Origin of the sequence: Klebsiella sp. X1-16S-Nf21, assembly GCF_002837615.1 — a bacterium.
Lineage (GTDB): Bacteria > Pseudomonadota > Gammaproteobacteria > Enterobacterales > Enterobacteriaceae > Klebsiella > Klebsiella variicola.
Window position 1 is genome coordinate 14,560 of record NZ_PJDK01000027.1, and the last position, 17,226, is coordinate 31,785.

A 17,226-nucleotide genomic window follows, 5' to 3' on the forward strand; every position below is an offset into this window, starting at 1 on the left:
CGTCGTAGCCCGGATGGCGGGACTTCCCGCCTCTACAGATTCATCAGCTGGCGAAACTCTTTCACTTTACTGCGGCTCACCGGCACCTGAAATTCAAGGTCGCGCAGGCGCAGCACATAGGTATTGTTAAACCACGGCTCAATTTCGCGGATCTTGCTGAGATTCACGCAGTACGAGCGGTGGCAGCGAAAGAAATGTGCGGTGGGCAGTTTGCTGCAGAATTCGGTGATGTTCATCGGCATGACGAATGACTCCCGGCGGGTATAGACGAACGTCATCTTTTCATGCGCCTCGGCATAATAAATATCATGAATGCTGGTGACGATTATTCGTTCATCTTTTATCAGATTGATGGTGTCGTTTTCTCGTGGCGCCGCGCTGGTCGCTCCCGCAGCGACGTTATTTTGCTGCTGCCAGGCGGCGGTTAGCTTTTGTAGCATATTGATGATGCGTGACTCCTGGTAGGGCTTCAGGATGTAGTCAAACGCCTCCAGCTCAAAGGCTTCCACGGCGTGCTCTTTCCACGCGGTGATAAAAACGATAAAAGGCTTATGGGCAAACTGGCTGATGTTTTGCGCCAGCAAAACCCCGTCCAGCGACGGAATATTGATATCGAGAAAAATGGCATCGACCTTGTTGTGCTGGAGAAACTTCAGCACGTCCAGGCCATCGTCAAAGCTGCCGACGATCTCCATCTGGCTGTGGGTGTTGATAAGCCAGGAGAGCTCCTGCTGAGCCAGAAACTCATCTTCCACAATAATAACTTTCATCTTTTCTCCGCTCATGACAACAGAGACTCCGTCAGCGCCTGCGGCGTGTGTTGATTGGGGACATAAAAGGCGATTTCTGTTCCTGGCGTCAGGGTGCGGATATGCAACCCCTCGCCGTAGAGGAGCTTCACCCGGTGATGAACGTTAAGCAGGCCGATTTTATTTCCCGGCATTTCGTCGGCTTCCACGCGAGCGACCACGGCGGGATCGATGCCGTTGCCGGTGTCGCGAACGCTGATGCGAACCCGATTGCCGCACTCGTTAATGCCGATCGTCACCACCCCCTTGCCTTTACAGGGCTGGATACCATGGACGATGGCATTCTCCACCAGCGGCTGGATAAGCAGGCTCGGGATCACGCAGCTGACGTCGTCGTCAATATCATAGATGACCGTCAGCTTGTCGCCGAATCGCGCCTGTTCAATGGCGATATAATCTTTGATCTGATACAGCTCTCGTTTGATATCAATCTGCTCATCGTCTTTTAATTCGATGTTATAGCGCAGGTAGCGTGACAGATTAAAAATGAGCTGGCGCGCGGTGTCCGGATTAAGGCGAATCGAGGAGGAGATCGCGTTCAGGGCATTGAATAAAAAATGCGGGTTAATTTTGCTTTGCAGGGCGCGCAGCTCCGCTTTGTTGGCCATCTCGCGCAGCTGTTCGGCGCGGGAGACTTCCAGCTGGGTGGAGATTATTTGCGACAGGCCAATCGCCATCTCCTGCAGCGTCGAAGTGATGCGATGGGCGTGGCAGTAATAGATTTTTAGCGTGCCGGTCACCACCCCTTTTTCCCACAGCGGGATCACCATCAAGGAGTGGATCTCCGGCGTGCGGTGGGCTTCATCATTGTTTTTTATAATGATTTTTCCATAACGAATCGCTTGTCGGGTGGTAGGGCTGATGACATCGTCGTGGTGTTGATAGTTGGCCTCCCCCACGCCCACGTAGGCCAGTACATGTTCGGTATTAGTGATCGCCACCGCGTCAGCGGTAATGTCGCGGCGGATAATCTCGCATACCTGGCGCAGAGAATCGCTGTTAACGTGACGAAACAGCGGCAGGGTTTTGTTAGCGATATCGAGCGCCAGTTTTGCCTGCCGCGCCGCGCTGGCCTCCTTTTCCCCTTCCACGCTCTGTACCAGCAGCACGATAAAACCGATGCAGACGCTGCCGAGGATCATCGGGATACCAATTTTAGAGACGATATCCAGGCCGAGGCTCAGGGAAGGCGCCCAGACCACCACCAGGATCATGGTCAGGGTCTCACACACCATGCCGGCCAGAATGCCGATTTTCCACCGTTGATCGCGGGCCACTTTACGGTTAATCAATCCTGACAGCAGGCCTGCGACAATGCTGGTGATAAAGCAGGGCACGGCGGTGACGCCATCGATATCAATCAGGTAGCGGTGTACGCCGGCAATCACCCCGACAATTGCCCCTACCCACGGACCAAACAGGATCCCGCCGGACATGACGGCGATAATGCGTACGTTTACCAGCGAGCCTTCCACCGGGACGCCGGACCAGGTGCTGAACAGGGCGAACAGCGAGAAAATGGCGGTCACGGCCAGCAGCTCTTTCGGCGTATGGGCCGACTTATGCAACAGTTCGCGGAACAGGCGCAGGCGAATGAGGAAAAACAGGCAAATAAGCATCAGGGCCGCACGATCATAGACCGCCAGCATCATCGTAAAAATTTCGTGCATGGGTGCGCCGCGTCAGTGGCCAGAAAAGAACATGATAAAAAACCTGACGGCAGAAGACCAGCCGCAGAAATATAATGAGGAAAAGGCATACTTTTTAAAGGGGATTGGTGGGGGGCCACCGCGAGAGCGGCAGCCCTGGCTTTTAACGATAAAATTCTGTGTTAAGAAAGATATCAATGTGTTACCACTCTTATACAACTCTGGAATATTCCGGCGATGAACTGCCGTATTTAGCGCCGTCGATACCCGTTTTATATGCCAGGGAATATTTTTTACCGGCCCTCTCGACAACATGTTTTTTTTCAGGTTATTTTCTAAACGAGCCGCAACAGCGGCAGCGTCGCTCGGACGGTCCGGGCGCTAACGTTAATCAGAGGAACCTATGGCTGAATCCAGTCCTGAACGCCGTTTTACGCGTATCGATCGTCTCCCCCCGTACGTTTTTAATATTACTGCTGAACTGAAAATGGCTGCGCGTCGGCGCGGCGAGGATATTATTGATTTCAGTATGGGCAATCCCGATGGCGCGACGCCGCCGCATATCGTGGAAAAACTTTGCACCGTTGCCCAACGGCCTGATACCCATGGTTACTCTACCTCGCGGGGGATCCCGCGCCTGCGTCGCGCCATTTCACGCTGGTATGAAGAACGCTATAACGTTGACATCGATCCGGAATCGGAAGCGATCGTCACCATTGGTTCGAAAGAGGGGCTGGCGCACCTGATGCTGGCGACCCTGGATCATGGCGACACGGTGCTGGTGCCAAACCCCAGCTATCCGATTCATATCTATGGCGCGGTGATTGCCGGGGCGCAGGTGCGCTCGGTGCCGCTGGTGGAAGGTGTGGATTTCTTTAACGAGCTGGAACGCGCCATCCGCGAGAGTTACCCGAAGCCGAAGATGATGATCCTTGGTTTTCCCTCGAATCCAACGGCGCAGTGTGTGGAGCTGGACTTCTTTGAAAAGGTCGTCGCCCTGGCGAAGCAGTATGACATCCTGGTCGTCCACGATCTGGCCTATGCCGATATCGTGTATGACGGCTGGAAAGCGCCCTCCATTATGCAGGTGCCCGGCGCGCGTGATGTCGCCGTCGAGTTCTTTACCCTGTCGAAAAGCTATAACATGGCCGGCTGGCGCATTGGCTTTATGGTCGGCAATAAGACCCTGGTGAATGCCCTCGCTCGCATCAAAAGCTATCACGACTATGGCACGTTTACGCCGCTGCAGGTGGCGGCGATCGCTGCCCTTGAGGGCGATCAGCAGTGCGTGCGTGAAATTGCCGAACAATATAAGCGCCGTCGCGATGTGCTGGTGAAAGGGCTCCACGAAGCCGGCTGGATGGTGGAATGTCCGAAAGCGTCCATGTACGTCTGGGCAAAAATACCGGAACCTTACGCTGCCATGGGCTCGCTGGAGTTTGCGAAAAAGTTGCTTAATGAAGCGAAGGTCTGCGTCTCGCCGGGGATAGGCTTTGGCGACTATGGCGATACTCACGTCCGCTTCGCGCTGATCGAAAACCGGGACCGTACGCGCCAGGCGATCCGTGGCATCAAGGCGATGTTCCGCGCCGATGGCTTGCTGCCCGCCGCGAGCTAGCGCTTCGGCGAATACGCCATAACAAAAACGGGAGCCAGTGGGCTCCCGTTTTTTTTGACACCGCTGCAGTCTAGATCATCAGGGCAAAAGTACCGGCCCAAACGATGACCATAAAAGAGAGGCCCATAAAGAAGTATTTCACGATTCATCACTCCACGCGCTTGTGCGACGTTCAAATGAATTAATTGTTCTGTTATTCCTGGGCTGTCGCAGGTGAAAAATCACGTTGCGGCAGCTCGCAATTCTGTGCGCTTTGTGCTCCAGATGGCGCTAATGTACGCCTAAAAAATGAGGGAAACAAGGGGCATTTTTTTATTAATTTTTAGTTACTTAGGAGTGTCGTGATTCGGCGACACATTAATTTCACCCGGTAATAAATTTCACGCCAGCGACGCTGTTAAAACGGATTTTGGCGATGGGCAAAATGGAGGACGGCCAGCGAGGGCGCGCGCAATTTCTTTGCTACGCGCCGCCGCCGATTTAATGCTGGTCAGAGGCGCGCGGCCGCCACTCGGCCGGGTAGTGAGCCGGGATAAAGCGCAGTGTGAGCGCCATGAGTAGCAGGACGCAGAGCGCATGCCAGGACCAGTCAAGCGTGTAGTTCCCGCTCAGGCTGCGCAACAGGCCGGAAAGCCAGGGGGAGAGGCCTGCGATGATAAATCCGATACCCTGCATAAACGCCACCAGCCGGCCGGCTACCGCCGGTTGTCCGGCGTGATCCAGCGCCAGCACCAGGCACAGGGGAAAGGCGCCACCCAGACCCACTCCACAGGCGATGGCCCACAGCGCTGGGACGTGCTGCGGCAGCCAGATGAAGCCGCAGAAGCCAATGAGCTGTAGCGCCAGCGCGAACAGCAGAAGCTGGCGTCGGTCATCCTGGCGAGCCAGCGCCGGGAGCAGCAGCGCCCCCGCGGTTTGCCCGACGGTCAGCAGCGCCAGCAGTGAGCCGCTGTACTGGGCGCTATCGCCAAGCTGGATATAGTAGGGCGGCAGCCAGGCGATCAGACTGGCGTAACCGGCATTGATCAGTCCGAAATAGAGTCCCAGCGTCCAGGCGCGGCGCTGGCCAATAATCGCGACCCGGGGGGAAGCGCTGGTCTGATGCGGTGCGCGAGGCAATTGCCGGCAAATTGCCAGCCAGCCGAGTAGGGCCAGCAGGGCAGGGAGCGCCCACCAGGCCAGCGCCTGGTGCCAGACCGTACTGCGTGACGCCAGCCATGGCGTGAACGCAGCGCCTAACCCGCCGCCGCCCATCAGCGCCGCCGACCATAGTCCCATCACCAGCGGCATACGCCGGGCGAACAGACGCTTTATCACCGCCGGGATGGCGGCCTGGATAATGCCGATGCCAATTCCCCCCGCAAGGGCGCTGCTGAGCAGCAAACCGCTATGTGGGGCGCTTTCCCGCAGCAGGGCACCCGCCGCGATAATCAGCAGGCTCAGCGCAATGCTGCGGTTTTGACCAACAGTGCGATCGACCCAGCCGCCGGCCAGCGCCAGCACGCCCATCGCGATGACCGGCAGGGCGGTGAGGAGCGCGACCAGGGTATAGCTCATCCCGCTGGCGGCGCGGATATCCGGCAGCAAGGGACCTATCGAGGTGAGCAGCGGACGCATGTTTATCCCGATGAGTACCAGGACACACAGCGTCAGATTCTGTCGCAGCATGGGCGTCATGGTTGCTGTTCCGCCCAGCGCTGATAAAGTGCCGGCCCCTCCGGCTGCGGGCAGTGGTGGATGGGCAGCGTCTGCCGGGACAGCGGCTGCTGCAGCTGCTGATAAATCGCGGTGGTTGAGAGCTGAAAGGGCTCGCCATCCTGATTACTGTTGGCGAAAAATACTTCCCGCACGCCGGTTAAATAGAGTGCGCTCAGGCACATAGGACAAGGTTGCCCGCTGGCATAGATAACGCATTCGCGCAGCACCTCGCTTCCCAGTCTGGCGGCAAGATCGCGAACGGCATTCAGTTCGGCATGCGCCGTTGGGTCACCGTTCAGATGAAAGGTATTGACGGCTTCGGCGACAATCTCATCATGCCGCACCAGAACGGCGCCGAAGGGGCGGCCACCGTCAGCAATATTTTGTTTTGCCAGCGCTAATGCGCGCTGGAGATAGCGATCGTCAGCGGACATAGTCACTCCTGCATAAGATGATGTTGATGGTGAAAAACGCAGAGGATGGTAGGTAGAGAGTACGTATCTTGTTTCATAAGTTAAAAGACTTATTTATGATGAACCCTATTTGAATTGCTTATAGGTAAGCGGATGCTCCTACGCCATCTTTCCTACTTTATCGCCGTGGCAGAACATCGTGGATTTACCCGCGCCGCCGCGGCGCTCCATATCTCCCAGCCTGCGCTGTCACAGCAGATCCGCCAGCTGGAAGCGATGCTGGAGGTTCAGCTCTTTGACCGCTCTGGTCGTTATACCCGCCTGACCGATGCCGGAGAGATCTGGCTGGAGTATGCCCGCCGCGCGTTACGCGATCTTGAGGAGGGGCGGCGCGCCCTGCATGACACAGAAGATCTGCAGCGTGGTAAACTCCGCATCGCCATGACGCCGACCTTTACCACTTACATGCTGGGGCCGCTGGTGGAGGCGTACTATCGACGCTACCCCGGAGTGAAATTGCTTATCCAGGAGATGAACCAGGAGCGGATGGAAACGATGCTCCTGGAGGATGAACTGGATGTGGGAATTGCCTTTGACGAGAGCCTCTCGCGGGATATTGTGGTTCAGCCGCTGCTGACGGAAACCCTCGCGCTGGTGGTGAGCCGCGCGCATCCGCTGGCTCAGGAGAGCCACCTGCAGCTGCAGGCTCTTGACGCACAGCCGCTGATTTTACTGAGCAGCGAGTTTGCCACCCGGGAACAAATCGACCGCTATTGTCGCCGTCATCGGCTCGAACCTGACGTGCGGATGGAGGCGAATTCGATCGGCGCCGTACTAACGGTTATTCGCGGCACGCCGCTTGCGACGCTGCTGCCAGCGGCGATCGCCGGACAGTATGATGACCTCGTGGCCATTGAGCTTAAGCCCGCGCTGCTGCAGCGCACGGCCTGTTTGCTGCAGCGCCAGGGCGCATGGCAGAGCGCTGCGGCGCGCGAATTCATTGCGCTGGCGCGGGAGATCGCGGTAACGCTTGAGCAGGAAAACGGCCAGGCCCTGTATGAGGACCTGCGTCACTTGCCGACGAGCCTGGACTAACGATCGGCTTCGCTGAGGATATCGGCCTCATCGGGCAGGGTGTTCTCCCGGAGCATGCCCTCTTCTTTGAGCCTTTCCAGTACGTGATGAAAGAGCTGAGTCTTGTCTGGCTCGGCCATATTCTGTAATTTCTCATTAAATACGGTATGGGACTGAATAAGGTAATGGATAAATTCCAGCAATACCTCATTTTGCGGCAGGACGGTTAATTCCTGATGGATGTAACTGGTTTGTTCCAGCAGCGAATTTTTTGTCACGTCCATAGGCCGGGCGCTAATACTGTGAGCGTATATTTTCTCAATGGCCTGGCTGGTGATATAGATGCGGTTCAATGATATAGCAGAGTATTCGTCTTCATCCGGAATGAAATGACAATAGACAAACGGTTTGTCGGGCAGCATCATGCTGAGTCTGTTTTCGTAAAGAATATCATCAGGCGCCTCGAGTAGCGCCATTAAATTCCGACTGTGTGGGTGCCAGAGTCCAGATGCGGACACTTTTACGTTAAACTGCGTCACCGTATTTCCGCGTAATGTTTCCACAATCGGAATATCGCCATCAAGCCGCAGAATGCTGCGGATATGGGAGTGGGGTGACCAGAAAGTCTCCACTTCCTCGGCAGAGGCAAGCGGATTAAGCGCGGTGGTCACGTCTTTTTCCTGATGAGAAAGGACGGCTATTTTTAATGTTCCCCGCGTCGGATTAAGCTTCAGACAGAGATTGATCGCACCAATATCATGCCAGTGAAGAATGTCTTCAAGTTCGCAGTTTAATAATTTTTGCGCCCGCGCCAGAGAGCAATACTCCATTGGCGGTAAATTATTTAGCTTCCAGATATTCCGTTCTGTAATATTCATAAGAATTGTACGTCGATGAAAAAATAAATCGCCATGGTGAGCAAAAAGCATCGATGACAAGGATTTATTCTTCCCGCTGACTTCCTTTACCTGATTAACAAAACCCATTCACATTGAGAATAATATGTCGATAAATTGGCTGTTTTTATTGTTTTGCTGCCGCGTATTTACTTTATCCCGTTATCTTATCATCTCTTATTCGTAGAGAAAAATAGTTTGCTCAATATAAGCATTTCTTTCTGGCAGGAATCTTTTTGCAGGAATGTTGAAGGCGAGCACGAGCGGAGTTCGAAGAAAGGGACAGTCAATTGGCGACCTTCGTGGTCGGCAGGGGGGCAAACAGACGCCAGTCGCGTCTGTTTGGTGTACCTGTTGTTATTGTGGCGTCGACAGAAAACGATCACCTGGCTGCGCGATGGCATACCATGCCATCATCTCTGCGGTGCCCGGTTGGCCTTCGGCAGGCGCCCAGGCCATGGTGTCAACTTCGGCAAGCGGCTGATAAGCACCTTGCTTAACTTCAAAAACCATCCCGCCCGGGTCGAGCGAGAGCACCGTATGCCAGGTACCGGCTTCCATTTCCAGCGCCGTGCAGGTTTCACCCAGCACCACCCGGCGGGTGACTACGCCATTGTCATCAAAATTCAGTACCACAAAGCGGCCTTTCAGGGGCAGCAAAAGTTCGAAGGTATGTCTGTGCCGGTGCGGACGGATATAGGTGCCGGGTTCCATCGCAATGGCGAGGCGCTGTACCGGGTCGCTTAGTTCGGGATGAAAATTGCGATGGGCACGCAAGCGCGGTGCACTGGCTGCCGCTTCGCTCTGCTGCTGCATATCGCTGAGGGTGATCTGTTTCATATCAACGCCTGGCTCCTGTATCGTCCAGAGAAGGTTGCACTGGGGTAGTGGCTTATGACTGTTTAAGCCAAGGGGCATTGTACGCGGAATGCGCGTTTTTGTCGGTTTATTGTCTGTGCGATTGACTGGGGCGCCCCTTCCTGTCCTGGCTAATCCACTCGCGGATAATTTCGGCAAATTATGATGGCGAGAAGAATATGCCATGGCTGGCGTTTAGGTAATGGTGGGAAATAGCGGTCAACGTTTATATGGTGTCCCCTGCAGGAATCGAACCTGCAACTAGCCCTTAGGAGGGGCTCGTTATATCCATTTAACTAAGGGGACAAGGCGGTGCGAGTATAGCGTTTTTTGCCCGCCTGAGTAAGAGCCATACCGTCTGACTGCTTAAACCCTCGCCACTCAGGGCGCTTTTTTTATGCCCGGTCGGCGTTTTTGGCTTTCTCCGCAGCCTGGGCGCGGGCTTCCGCTTTTCGCTTGCTGCTCATATCGTTACGGATCTGCGCATGGCTCAGCAGCGCGAAGATGAAGGTCCCGCCGCAGATATTTCCCGCCAGCGTCGGCAGGGCGAACGGCCAGATAAAGTCGCTCCAGGGCAGGCTTCCGTTAAACACCAGATAAAGGATCTCGACCGATCCCACCACGATATGAGTCGTATCCGCCAGGGCGATAAGCCAGGTCATGAGAATAATCACCACGATCTTGGCCGCACCGGCGACAGGAAACATCCAGACCATGGTGGCGACCAGCCATCCGGAAATAATCGCATTAGCGAACATCTCCGTCGGGCTGTTTTTCATTACATCTTCGGCGATGCTGACAAAGGCCTGACGAGTTGGTTCATCAAAGACGGGCATAAAATTGAAGGCCCATGCGGCCACTGCGGTACCGATGAGGTTGCCAGCCAGCACCACCGACCACAACCGCATCAGCAAACCGATGTTACCTGGGGTGGGATTGTGCATCACCGGCAGAACGGCGGTAACTGTATTTTCCGTGAACAGCTGCTGGCGGGCCATGATCACGATAATAAAGCCGAAGGTATACCCGAGATTTTCCAGTAAAAACCCGCCCGGGATCCCCTCCAGTTTGACGTGAAAAATCCCTTTTGCCAGCAGGGAGGCGCCCATCGACAGACCGGCCGCAATGGCTGACCACAACAGGGCCAGCGCATCGCGTTCCATCTCTTTTTCCCCTTCCTGGCGAATATGTTCATGGATGGCCATCGCCCGCGAGGGCAGGCGATCTTCATCCACTTCTATTTCCTCGCCGCGCTGTTTTTCTTCACTTTCGACTTCTCGCTCGTCATCCGCTGGTTTTAATTTGTTATTGTCTAGTTCATCCATTTCGTGGCCCTCGCTATCAATCTATATAGATATAGCGTAGCGGCTTTCCCTGCCGTCTGGCTGGGCATACTCTGAAATCGCAAAAATGGTAACGTCAGATTTTTGTTGCTCCGGTAGAATAGGAGCCCCGCGATCTCGTTATTCCCAGGCTATGATCAAATCAACAACTTGGGTGATATAGACATCGTTCAACGTGCTGTTACAATCGCTCACATCTATACGGGCGGAAACGTTGTCTTTCCGTCATGGATGGCAACTCGCGATAGCCATAAAAACCAGGGAGACACCTATGAATTATCGCCTGTCGGCGCTTGCGCTTGGCGCCACATTGCTGGTGGGATGTGCCAGTTCCAGCTCTGGCGATCAGCCGCAGGGGCGTTCAGACCCGTTAGAAGGGTTTAACCGCACGATGTTCAATTTCAACTTTAACGTGGTTGATCCTTACGTGCTTCGCCCGGTGGCGGTGGCATGGCGTGACTACGTCCCGCAGCCGGCGCGCAATGGTTTGAGCAACTTCACCAGCAACCTTGAAGAGCCGGCGGTAATGGTGAACTCCTTCCTGCAGGGCGACCCCTATAAAGGTATGGTGCACTTTACCCGTTTCTTCCTGAACACCATCCTCGGGATGGGCGGTCTGATCGATGTCGCGGGCATGGCGAATCCGCAGCTGCAGCGCGTTGAACCGCATCGTTTCGGCAGCACGCTCGGCCATTATGGCGTCGGCTATGGTCCGTATGTGCAACTGCCATTCTACGGTAGCTTTACGCTGCGCGATGAAGGCGGTGATATGGCCGATGGCCTCTACCCGGTACTCTCCTGGTTGACCTGGCCGATGTCGATTGGTAAATGGGCTGTCGAAGGGATTGAAACGCGTGCTCAACTGCTGGATTCCGACGGCCTGCTCCGTCAGTCTTCCGATCCTTACATTTTGGTGCGTGAAGCTTATTTCCAGCGCCATGACTTTATCGCCAACGGCGGTAAGCTGACCCCGGCGGACAACCCGAATGCCCAGGCTATTCAGGATGAGCTGAAGGATATTGATTCACAGTAATCTGCGAATGATAAAAAAAGGGTGAACATGTTGTTCACCCTTTTTTGTTGCGTGCGGCTTATCAGAAGCGGTAGTTGAAGTTGGCGCCGTACAGCCAGGCGGTCCCTTCGGAACGGAAGGTATACGGTCCTTCCTTAATTTCAACGTGCTGGCCGTGCATATAGGAAAGACCGACGTCAACCGACGCATCCTTGTTGAACGCGTAAGTGGTACCCGCGCTCAGCCACAGGCGATCCTGGTCAGGAATGGAGATGGAGCGGTTGTTGGCCGGCACCGGGCTGTCATCGAAAGCGATACCGGTGCGGAAGGTCCAGTTATCGTCGTAATAATACGTGGTCCCCAGCGCAAGACGGTAGGCGTCTTTAAAGCCTTCCTCTTTATAGAACAGCGTCTGGCCGTTGCTGCCGGTGGCTTTCAGCTCCTGGAACTGACTCCAGCTGGTGTAGGTCAGGCTATAGTGGACCGCCCACTGCGGTGCCACGCGGTTATAGCCCGACAGCTCCCACATTTCCGGCAGGTTAAGGGTCAGTGAACCGCCAGTGGTCTGGCCGTTAGTGCCCGCTGGCAGACCGAAGTTGCCGAGGATTTGGTTATAGGCCGCCGGCAGGCTGCTGCGGTAGTTACCGTCGAAGTCGATCTTCACCTCGGAACGGTAGGTAAAACCGTAGCGGTTGTTCTTATCCAGCTCATAGAGGATACCGGCATTCCAGCCAAAGCCCCAGGCGTTGCCGTTAAGATGGGCGATCTGCGTGTCGGCAGGGATCTTCGCCACCTGGCCTGCCAGCGCCGGCGGCAGTGCGCCAGAACCAGCGACAATCTGACCCAGGTCACCCGCATAGCGCTCGATCTTCGCCTTGGCGTAGACCGCGTCAAAACCTAAGCCAAAGCTCCAGTTGCTGTCGAGACGGTAGGCGCCGCTCAGGTTGAAGTTCGCGGTGGTCAGGTCGGTTTTACCGCCCATGCTGCCAGCCGCATAGTCATCGTTGTATTCCGTTGCCAGGCCGTAGTTAGAGGTAATGGATGCCCCCCAACCGAATTGATCGTTAATCGGCGCGACAAAGTGGAAGTTGGGAACCCACGCCGTCGGGGCGATATTGTCCGCATTCAGGCTCTTGCCGGTGGGAGAGGTGCCGGAGACATTGACACCCGGGTCAACAAAAACGGCGCCCGCCGACATAGTTGGACGGTCAAACATCATAATTAATGCCGGGTTACGACTGGCATTGCCTGCATCGTCTGCGATAGCCCCTTCACCGGAATAGGCCCGACCCAGCCCTGATGAAGAGAATTCGTTGAGCTGGAAGCCTGCTGACCAGGCCTGGGTGGAAACAAGTGCTACAGCCACTGCAAGGGCAGATTGGGTAAAGCGGGTTTTCTGGCTCATGCCCATAACCTCATTGAGTTATTTTTTTTTAAACTATGTTACATGCCGTAACAGAAGCGCGGAAGTGTAGGGTCTGTGGTACAACAGAGAAATCAGACCAGTGCGCTGAGTATAGGTCTGACCAGATGAGTTGTTGCAAGTTTGTTTATGAAGTTTTTCAATTGTGATAACAGAAACGCGATCCAGCTGGCAAAATTGTCGGGGGGAGTAAGAGGCAGAAAAGCTGATTTTTGTTTTAGATCATTTTTAAGTGTGATTTCTGTCACTTAACGCGGTGATGGCGATTCTCGGCTGGAGGCTCACCGGGGGCAGGGCGTAAAATAGGCACATTATTTGTCTGGCACCGAAGGTGCCTATACAGAGGAAATCTACGATGAGTAAATGTAGCGCTGATGAAACCCCGGTATGCTGCTGTATGGATGTTGGCACCATTGTGGACAACACCGACTGCACCGCCTCATACAGCCGCGTGTTCGCCAACCGCGCTGAAGCGGAGCAAACGCTCGCTGCGCTGAGCGAGAAAGCGCGTAATGTGCAATCTGAACCGTGCAAAATCAACCCGACCTTCACCGATGTTGACGGCGGCGTACAGCTGGATATCGATTTTATTTTTAGCTGCGAAGCCGAATCGCTGATCTTCCAGTTAGGATTACGTTAATCCCTCCGTTTAACGCCCCGTAGAAGGGGCGTTACCTTTCTGTTCAATGTGTTTTGGCTCGCAATTTTTCGCTTCCCCGATTGGCTTAATGTAAAAAATTAGTTAAGACTGTTATCAGGTCAGACCACTTGGTTGTTTTGCTTAACAGGGGAGCGTTATGAGTCAGGCATTACCGCTTATCACCCGTCAGGGCGATCGCATTGCCATTGTCAGGGGTTTACGCACGCCATTTGCGCGCCAGGCGACGGTTTTTCATGGCGTTCCGGCCGTTGATTTAGGGAAAATGGTGGTTGGCGAAATGCTTGCCCGGAGTGACATTCCCGCGGACGTCATTGAGCAACTGGTTTTTGGCCAGGTGGTGCAGATGCCGGAGGCGCCGAATATCGCCCGGGAAATCGTGCTCGGCACTGGAATGAGCGTGCACACCGATGCCTATAGCGTCAGTCGCGCCTGCGCCACCAGCTTCCAGGCCGTGGCGAATGTTGCTGAAAGCCTGATGGCCGGCACCATCCGCGCCGGTATCGCCGGCGGCGCCGACTCCTCTTCTGTATTGCCCATTGGGGTCAGTAAAACACTGGCCCGCACGCTGGTGGATGCCAATAAAGCCCGCACGCTGAGCCAAAAGCTGAAGCTATTTTCCCGTCTGCGGCCGCGCGACCTGCTGCCGGTCCCCCCGGCGGTGGCGGAATATTCAACCGGTTTGCGGATGGGCGATACCGCGGAACAGATGGCGAAAAGTTGGGGCATCACCCGGGAACAACAGGATGCGCTGGCGCATCGTTCGCACCAGCTGGCGGCCAAAGCCTGGGAAGAGGGAAAGTTGTCAGCTGAGGTGATGACGGCCTACGCGCCCCCCTTCCGCGAGCCGTTGGAGCAGGACAACAATATTCGTAAAAATTCAACCCTCGCAGATTACCAAAAGTTACGCCCTGCCTTTGACCGCAAACATGGCACCGTCACCGCAGCCAACAGCACGCCGCTGACGGACGGCGCGGCGGCGGTGATCCTGATGACCGAATCCAGGGCCAAAGAGCTGGGTCTGACGCCGCTGGGTTACCTGCGCAGCTATGCCTTTACCGCCATCGACGTCTGGCAGGATATGCTGCTGGGGCCCGCATGGTCCACGCCGCTGGCGCTGGAGCGGGCAGGTCTGACGCTGGCGGATCTGACGCTTATTGATATGCACGAAGCTTTTGCTGCGCAGACGTTGGCCAATCTCCAGTGTCTGGCAAGCGAGCGCTTTGCTCGTGAAGTGCTGGGACGCTCGCAGGCCACCGGTGAGGTGGATGAGAGCAAGTTTAACGTCCTCGGCGGATCTATTGCTTATGGCCATCCTTTTGCTGCCACCGGCGCGCGGATGATCACCCAGACGCTGCATGAGTTGCGGCGACGGGGCGGGGGATTTGGTCTGGTGACGGCCTGCGCGGCAGGTGGTCTGGGTGCGGCGATGATCGTGGAGGCTGAATAATGGATGCTGTTTCCGCTTTTAAGCTTGAGGTCCGTGCGGACAAGATCGCGGTGATCACCATCGATGCCCCGGGTGAGAAAATGAATACCCTGAAAGCTGAGTTCGGCAATCAGGTGCGGGGGCTGATACGACAGGTTCGTGATGATAAGTCGGTGCGCGGCGTGGTGTTTATCTCCGCCAAAGCGGATAACTTTATCGCCGGCGCAGACATTAACATGATTGCCCGCTGCCGCAGCGCGCAGGAAGCGGAAGCGCTGGCGCGCCAGGGACAGCAGATTATGGCTGAGATCCATGGCTTGTCGATCCCGGTGATTGCCGCCATCCACGGCGCCTGCCTCGGCGGCGGTCTGGAACTGGCGCTGGCCTGTCATGGCCGGATCTGTAGCGATGACGAAAAAACCCGACTCGGTTTGCCGGAAGTGCAGCTTGGCCTGCTGCCGGGCTCCGGGGGAACGCAGCGTTTACCGCGGCTGATTGGCGTCAGTACAGCGCTGGATATGATGCTTACCGGCAGGCAGCTGCGTGCGCGCCAGGCGCTGAAGGCCGGTCTGGTAGACGAGGTGGTTCCGCAGGCGATTTTATTGCAGGCGGCGGTGGAGCTGGCGCTGAAGGGGCGACCGGCCAGTCGGGATATGCCCGTACGCGAACGCGTGCTGGCGGGGCCTTTGGGCCGCCATCTGTTATTCCATTTCGTCGGCAAACAAACGCAGCGCAAGACCCAGGGGAACTATCCGGCGGTGAAGCGAATTCTGCAGGTTGTCGAGAATGGCCTGGCCCACGGTTGCAGCAGCGGTTACGCCGAAGAAGCTCGCGCGTTTGGCGAACTGGCGATGACCCCGCAGTCGCAAGCGCTGCGTTCGATCTTCTTTGCCAGTACCGATCTGAAAAAAGACCGTGGCGCCGAAGCAGAGCCCGGACCGCTGACGAGCATTGCGGTGCTGGGCGGCGGCCTGATGGGCGGGGGGATCGCCTATGTGACCGCCTGTAAGGGCGGGCTGCCGGTGCGCATTAAAGATATCCAGCCGCGTGGGATTAACCATGCCTTAAAGTACAGCTGGGAGCTGCTGAATAAACAGGTCCGCCAGCGTCGTCTGCGCCCCAGTGAGCGCGATCGCCAGATGGCGATGATCTCCGGCGCCACCGACTATCAGGGCTTTGCTCATCGCGACGTGGTGATCGAGGCGGTATTTGAGGACCTGGCCCTGAAGCAGCGGATGGTCAGCGAAGTGGAGCAATATTGCGGGCCGCAGACCATCTTTGCGTCGAACACCTCATCGTTACCGATAGGCGATATTGCCGCCCAGGCCCGTCGCCCCGGGCGGGTGATCGGCCTGCATTTCTTCAGTCCAGTGGAAAAAATGCCGCTGGTTGAAGTGATCCCGCATAAGGGAACCGATCCGCAGGCTATCGCTACCGTGGTGCAACTGGCTAAACGTCAGGGGAAAACGCCGATTGTGGTGGCGGATAAAGCGGGCTTCTATGTGAACCGCATCCTCGCGCCCTATATCAATGAAGCGATGCGCCTGCTGGTGGAGGGCGAACCGGTTGAAGAGATTGATAAGGCCCTGGTTAAATTCGGTTTCCCGGTAGGGCCAATCCAGCTACTGGATGAGGTTGGCATCGATACCGGCACCAAAATTATCCCCGTGCTGGAGAGCGCGTTTGGAGAACGTTTTAGCCCACCTGCAAACATCATTGACGCGATTTTGAAGGACGATCGCAAAGGTAGAAAAAATAATCGTGGTTTCTATCTTTATGAGACAAAAGGGCGTAAAAGCAAAAAACGGCCCGACCCGGCAGTCTATCCGCTGCTCGGCATCGACCGCCCCCAGTCGCGGCTCTCCGCGCAGCAGGTGGCGGAACGCTGTGTGATGATGATGCTTAACGAGGCGGCGCGCTGCTTTGATGAGCAGATTATCCGTAGCGCGCGCGATGGCGATATCGGCGCCGTCTTTGGTATAGGCTTTCCGCCATTTCTTGGCGGCCCGTTCCGGTATATGGATACTATCGGCGCGGGTGAAGTTGCCGCGATCCTGCAGCGCCTGGCCGCCCAGTACGGCCCACGTTTTACACCCTGTGACACTTTATTACGCATGGCCGAACAGGGGACAACCTTTTGGCCAGCGGATGAACGGCTGACCTAAGTTGTGGTCAAAGAAGATAAATCCGGCTGCGGATGAAGCTGTTGATTGGCTGTTTTGTAAACAATGATTGACTATACTTACGCCATTGAGGTAAAAAACAGCGTTTCATTCGTTGAATGGATCAGGCACAATGCCCGGCCACCGGGTCACCTGCGTATTGTCTTCGCAGGCCAAACTACGG

15 protein-coding genes, 1 tRNA gene and 2 pseudogenes are annotated in these 17,226 nt (G+C 55.8%); 7 read left to right on the forward strand and 11 right to left on the reverse strand.

What is annotated here, in order from left to right; translation table 11 throughout:
• Window positions 1-32: 32 nt before the first annotated feature.
• Together CW267_RS14115 and CW267_RS14120 are read right to left on the reverse strand one after the other, a co-directional pair.
• Window positions 33-770: a LytR/AlgR family response regulator transcription factor gene (locus CW267_RS14115; RefSeq protein WP_012967486.1), complete on the reverse strand. Its 738-nt coding sequence runs from the start codon at window positions 768-770 to the stop codon at window positions 33-35.
• A gap of 11 nt (window positions 771-781) precedes the next feature.
• Complete coding sequence (locus CW267_RS14120; protein WP_012540955.1) at window positions 782-2,479, reverse strand: sensor histidine kinase; 1,698 nt, start codon at window positions 2,477-2,479, stop codon at window positions 782-784.
• Here CW267_RS14120 and CW267_RS30570 point away from each other — a divergent pair.
• Window positions 2,478-2,585 (forward strand): annotated as a pseudogene (locus tag CW267_RS30570) (hypothetical protein); the annotation flags it as partial. The gene CW267_RS14120 and the pseudogene CW267_RS30570 sit on opposite strands and share 2 nt — an antisense overlap.
• A 14-nt stretch (window positions 2,586-2,599) precedes the next feature.
• On the opposite strand, the pseudogene CW267_RS14125 reads toward CW267_RS30570, so the two are convergent.
• Window positions 2,600-2,773: pseudogene (locus CW267_RS14125) on the reverse strand (phytanoyl-CoA dioxygenase); the annotation flags it as partial.
• 88 nt (window positions 2,774-2,861) lie between these two features.
• On the opposite strand from CW267_RS14125, the gene alaC reads away from it, so the two are divergent.
• Complete coding sequence (alaC, locus tag CW267_RS14130) at window positions 2,862-4,076, forward strand: alanine transaminase (protein WP_008803894.1); 1,215 nt, start codon at window positions 2,862-2,864, stop codon at window positions 4,074-4,076.
• Between the two features lie 70 nt (window positions 4,077-4,146).
• Here the strand turns inward: alaC and ypdK are convergent, their stop codons facing one another.
• The 3 genes from ypdK to CW267_RS14145 all read right to left on the reverse strand — a co-directional run bounded on the left by ypdK (window position 4,147) and on the right by CW267_RS14145 (window position 6,208).
• Window positions 4,147-4,218, reverse strand: coding sequence for a membrane protein YpdK (ypdK, locus tag CW267_RS14135; RefSeq protein WP_099119320.1), 72 nt, complete (start codon window positions 4,216-4,218; stop codon window positions 4,147-4,149).
• Window positions 4,219-4,556: 338 nt separating this feature from the next.
• Window positions 4,557-5,753: a cyanate transporter gene (locus tag CW267_RS14140; protein ID WP_032736070.1), complete on the reverse strand. Its 1,197-nt coding sequence runs from the start codon at window positions 5,751-5,753 to the stop codon at window positions 4,557-4,559.
• Window positions 5,750-6,208 carry a nucleoside deaminase gene (locus CW267_RS14145; RefSeq protein WP_016161607.1) on the reverse strand — a complete coding sequence of 153 codons (459 nt, stop codon included), beginning with the start codon at window positions 6,206-6,208 and terminating at the stop codon, window positions 5,750-5,752. Before CW267_RS14145 ends, CW267_RS14140 begins: the two co-directional genes overlap by 4 nt.
• Before the next feature lie 132 nt (window positions 6,209-6,340).
• Here CW267_RS14145 and cynR point away from each other — a divergent pair, with 132 nt between their 5' ends.
• Window positions 6,341-7,282: a transcriptional regulator CynR gene (gene cynR / locus CW267_RS14150; RefSeq protein WP_023340583.1), complete on the forward strand. Its 942-nt coding sequence runs from the start codon at window positions 6,341-6,343 to the stop codon at window positions 7,280-7,282.
• Here cynR and CW267_RS14155 read toward each other — a convergent pair.
• From CW267_RS14155 to CW267_RS14170, 4 genes are all read right to left on the reverse strand, one after another.
• Window positions 7,279-8,139, reverse strand: coding sequence for a hypothetical protein (locus CW267_RS14155; protein WP_012967487.1), 861 nt, complete (start codon window positions 8,137-8,139; stop codon window positions 7,279-7,281). The genes cynR and CW267_RS14155 overlap by 4 nt on opposite strands.
• A gap of 375 nt (window positions 8,140-8,514) precedes the next feature.
• Window positions 8,515-8,997, reverse strand: coding sequence for a WbuC family cupin fold metalloprotein (locus tag CW267_RS14160; protein ID WP_008803899.1), 483 nt, complete (start codon window positions 8,995-8,997; stop codon window positions 8,515-8,517).
• A gap of 249 nt (window positions 8,998-9,246) precedes the next feature.
• Window positions 9,247-9,321 (reverse strand) — tRNA-Arg (locus tag CW267_RS14165).
• Window positions 9,322-9,410: 89 nt separating this feature from the next.
• Window positions 9,411-10,340, reverse strand: a complete 930-nt coding sequence (locus tag CW267_RS14170) for a formate/nitrite transporter family protein (protein WP_008803900.1) — start codon at window positions 10,338-10,340, stop codon at window positions 9,411-9,413.
• Window positions 10,341-10,629: 289 nt separating this feature from the next.
• Here CW267_RS14170 and mlaA point away from each other — a divergent pair, with 289 nt between their 5' ends.
• Complete coding sequence (gene mlaA, locus CW267_RS14175) at window positions 10,630-11,391, forward strand: phospholipid-binding lipoprotein MlaA (protein WP_008803901.1); 762 nt, start codon at window positions 10,630-10,632, stop codon at window positions 11,389-11,391.
• Between the two features lie 61 nt (window positions 11,392-11,452).
• Here the strand turns inward: mlaA and fadL are convergent, their stop codons facing one another.
• Window positions 11,453-12,775, reverse strand: coding sequence for a long-chain fatty acid transporter FadL (gene fadL / locus CW267_RS14180; protein WP_012967490.1), 1,323 nt, complete (start codon window positions 12,773-12,775; stop codon window positions 11,453-11,455).
• 373 nt (window positions 12,776-13,148) lie between these two features.
• Here fadL and CW267_RS14185 point away from each other — a divergent pair, with 373 nt between their 5' ends.
• The 3 genes from CW267_RS14185 to fadJ all read left to right on the forward strand — a co-directional run bounded on the left by CW267_RS14185 (window position 13,149) and on the right by fadJ (window position 17,045).
• Window positions 13,149-13,433, forward strand: coding sequence for a YfcZ/YiiS family protein (locus CW267_RS14185; protein ID WP_012967491.1), 285 nt, complete (start codon window positions 13,149-13,151; stop codon window positions 13,431-13,433).
• A 157-nt stretch (window positions 13,434-13,590) separates the two neighbouring features.
• Window positions 13,591-14,901, forward strand: coding sequence for an acetyl-CoA C-acyltransferase FadI (gene fadI / locus CW267_RS14190; RefSeq protein ID WP_008803904.1), 1,311 nt, complete (start codon window positions 13,591-13,593; stop codon window positions 14,899-14,901).
• Window positions 14,901-17,045 (forward strand): fatty acid oxidation complex subunit alpha FadJ, encoded by a 2,145-nt coding sequence (gene fadJ, locus CW267_RS14195; RefSeq protein WP_032736069.1) that lies wholly within the window; start codon window positions 14,901-14,903, stop codon window positions 17,043-17,045. The genes fadI and fadJ overlap by 1 nt, the downstream gene beginning before the upstream one ends.
• The last annotated feature ends 181 nt before the right edge of the window (window positions 17,046-17,226 follow it).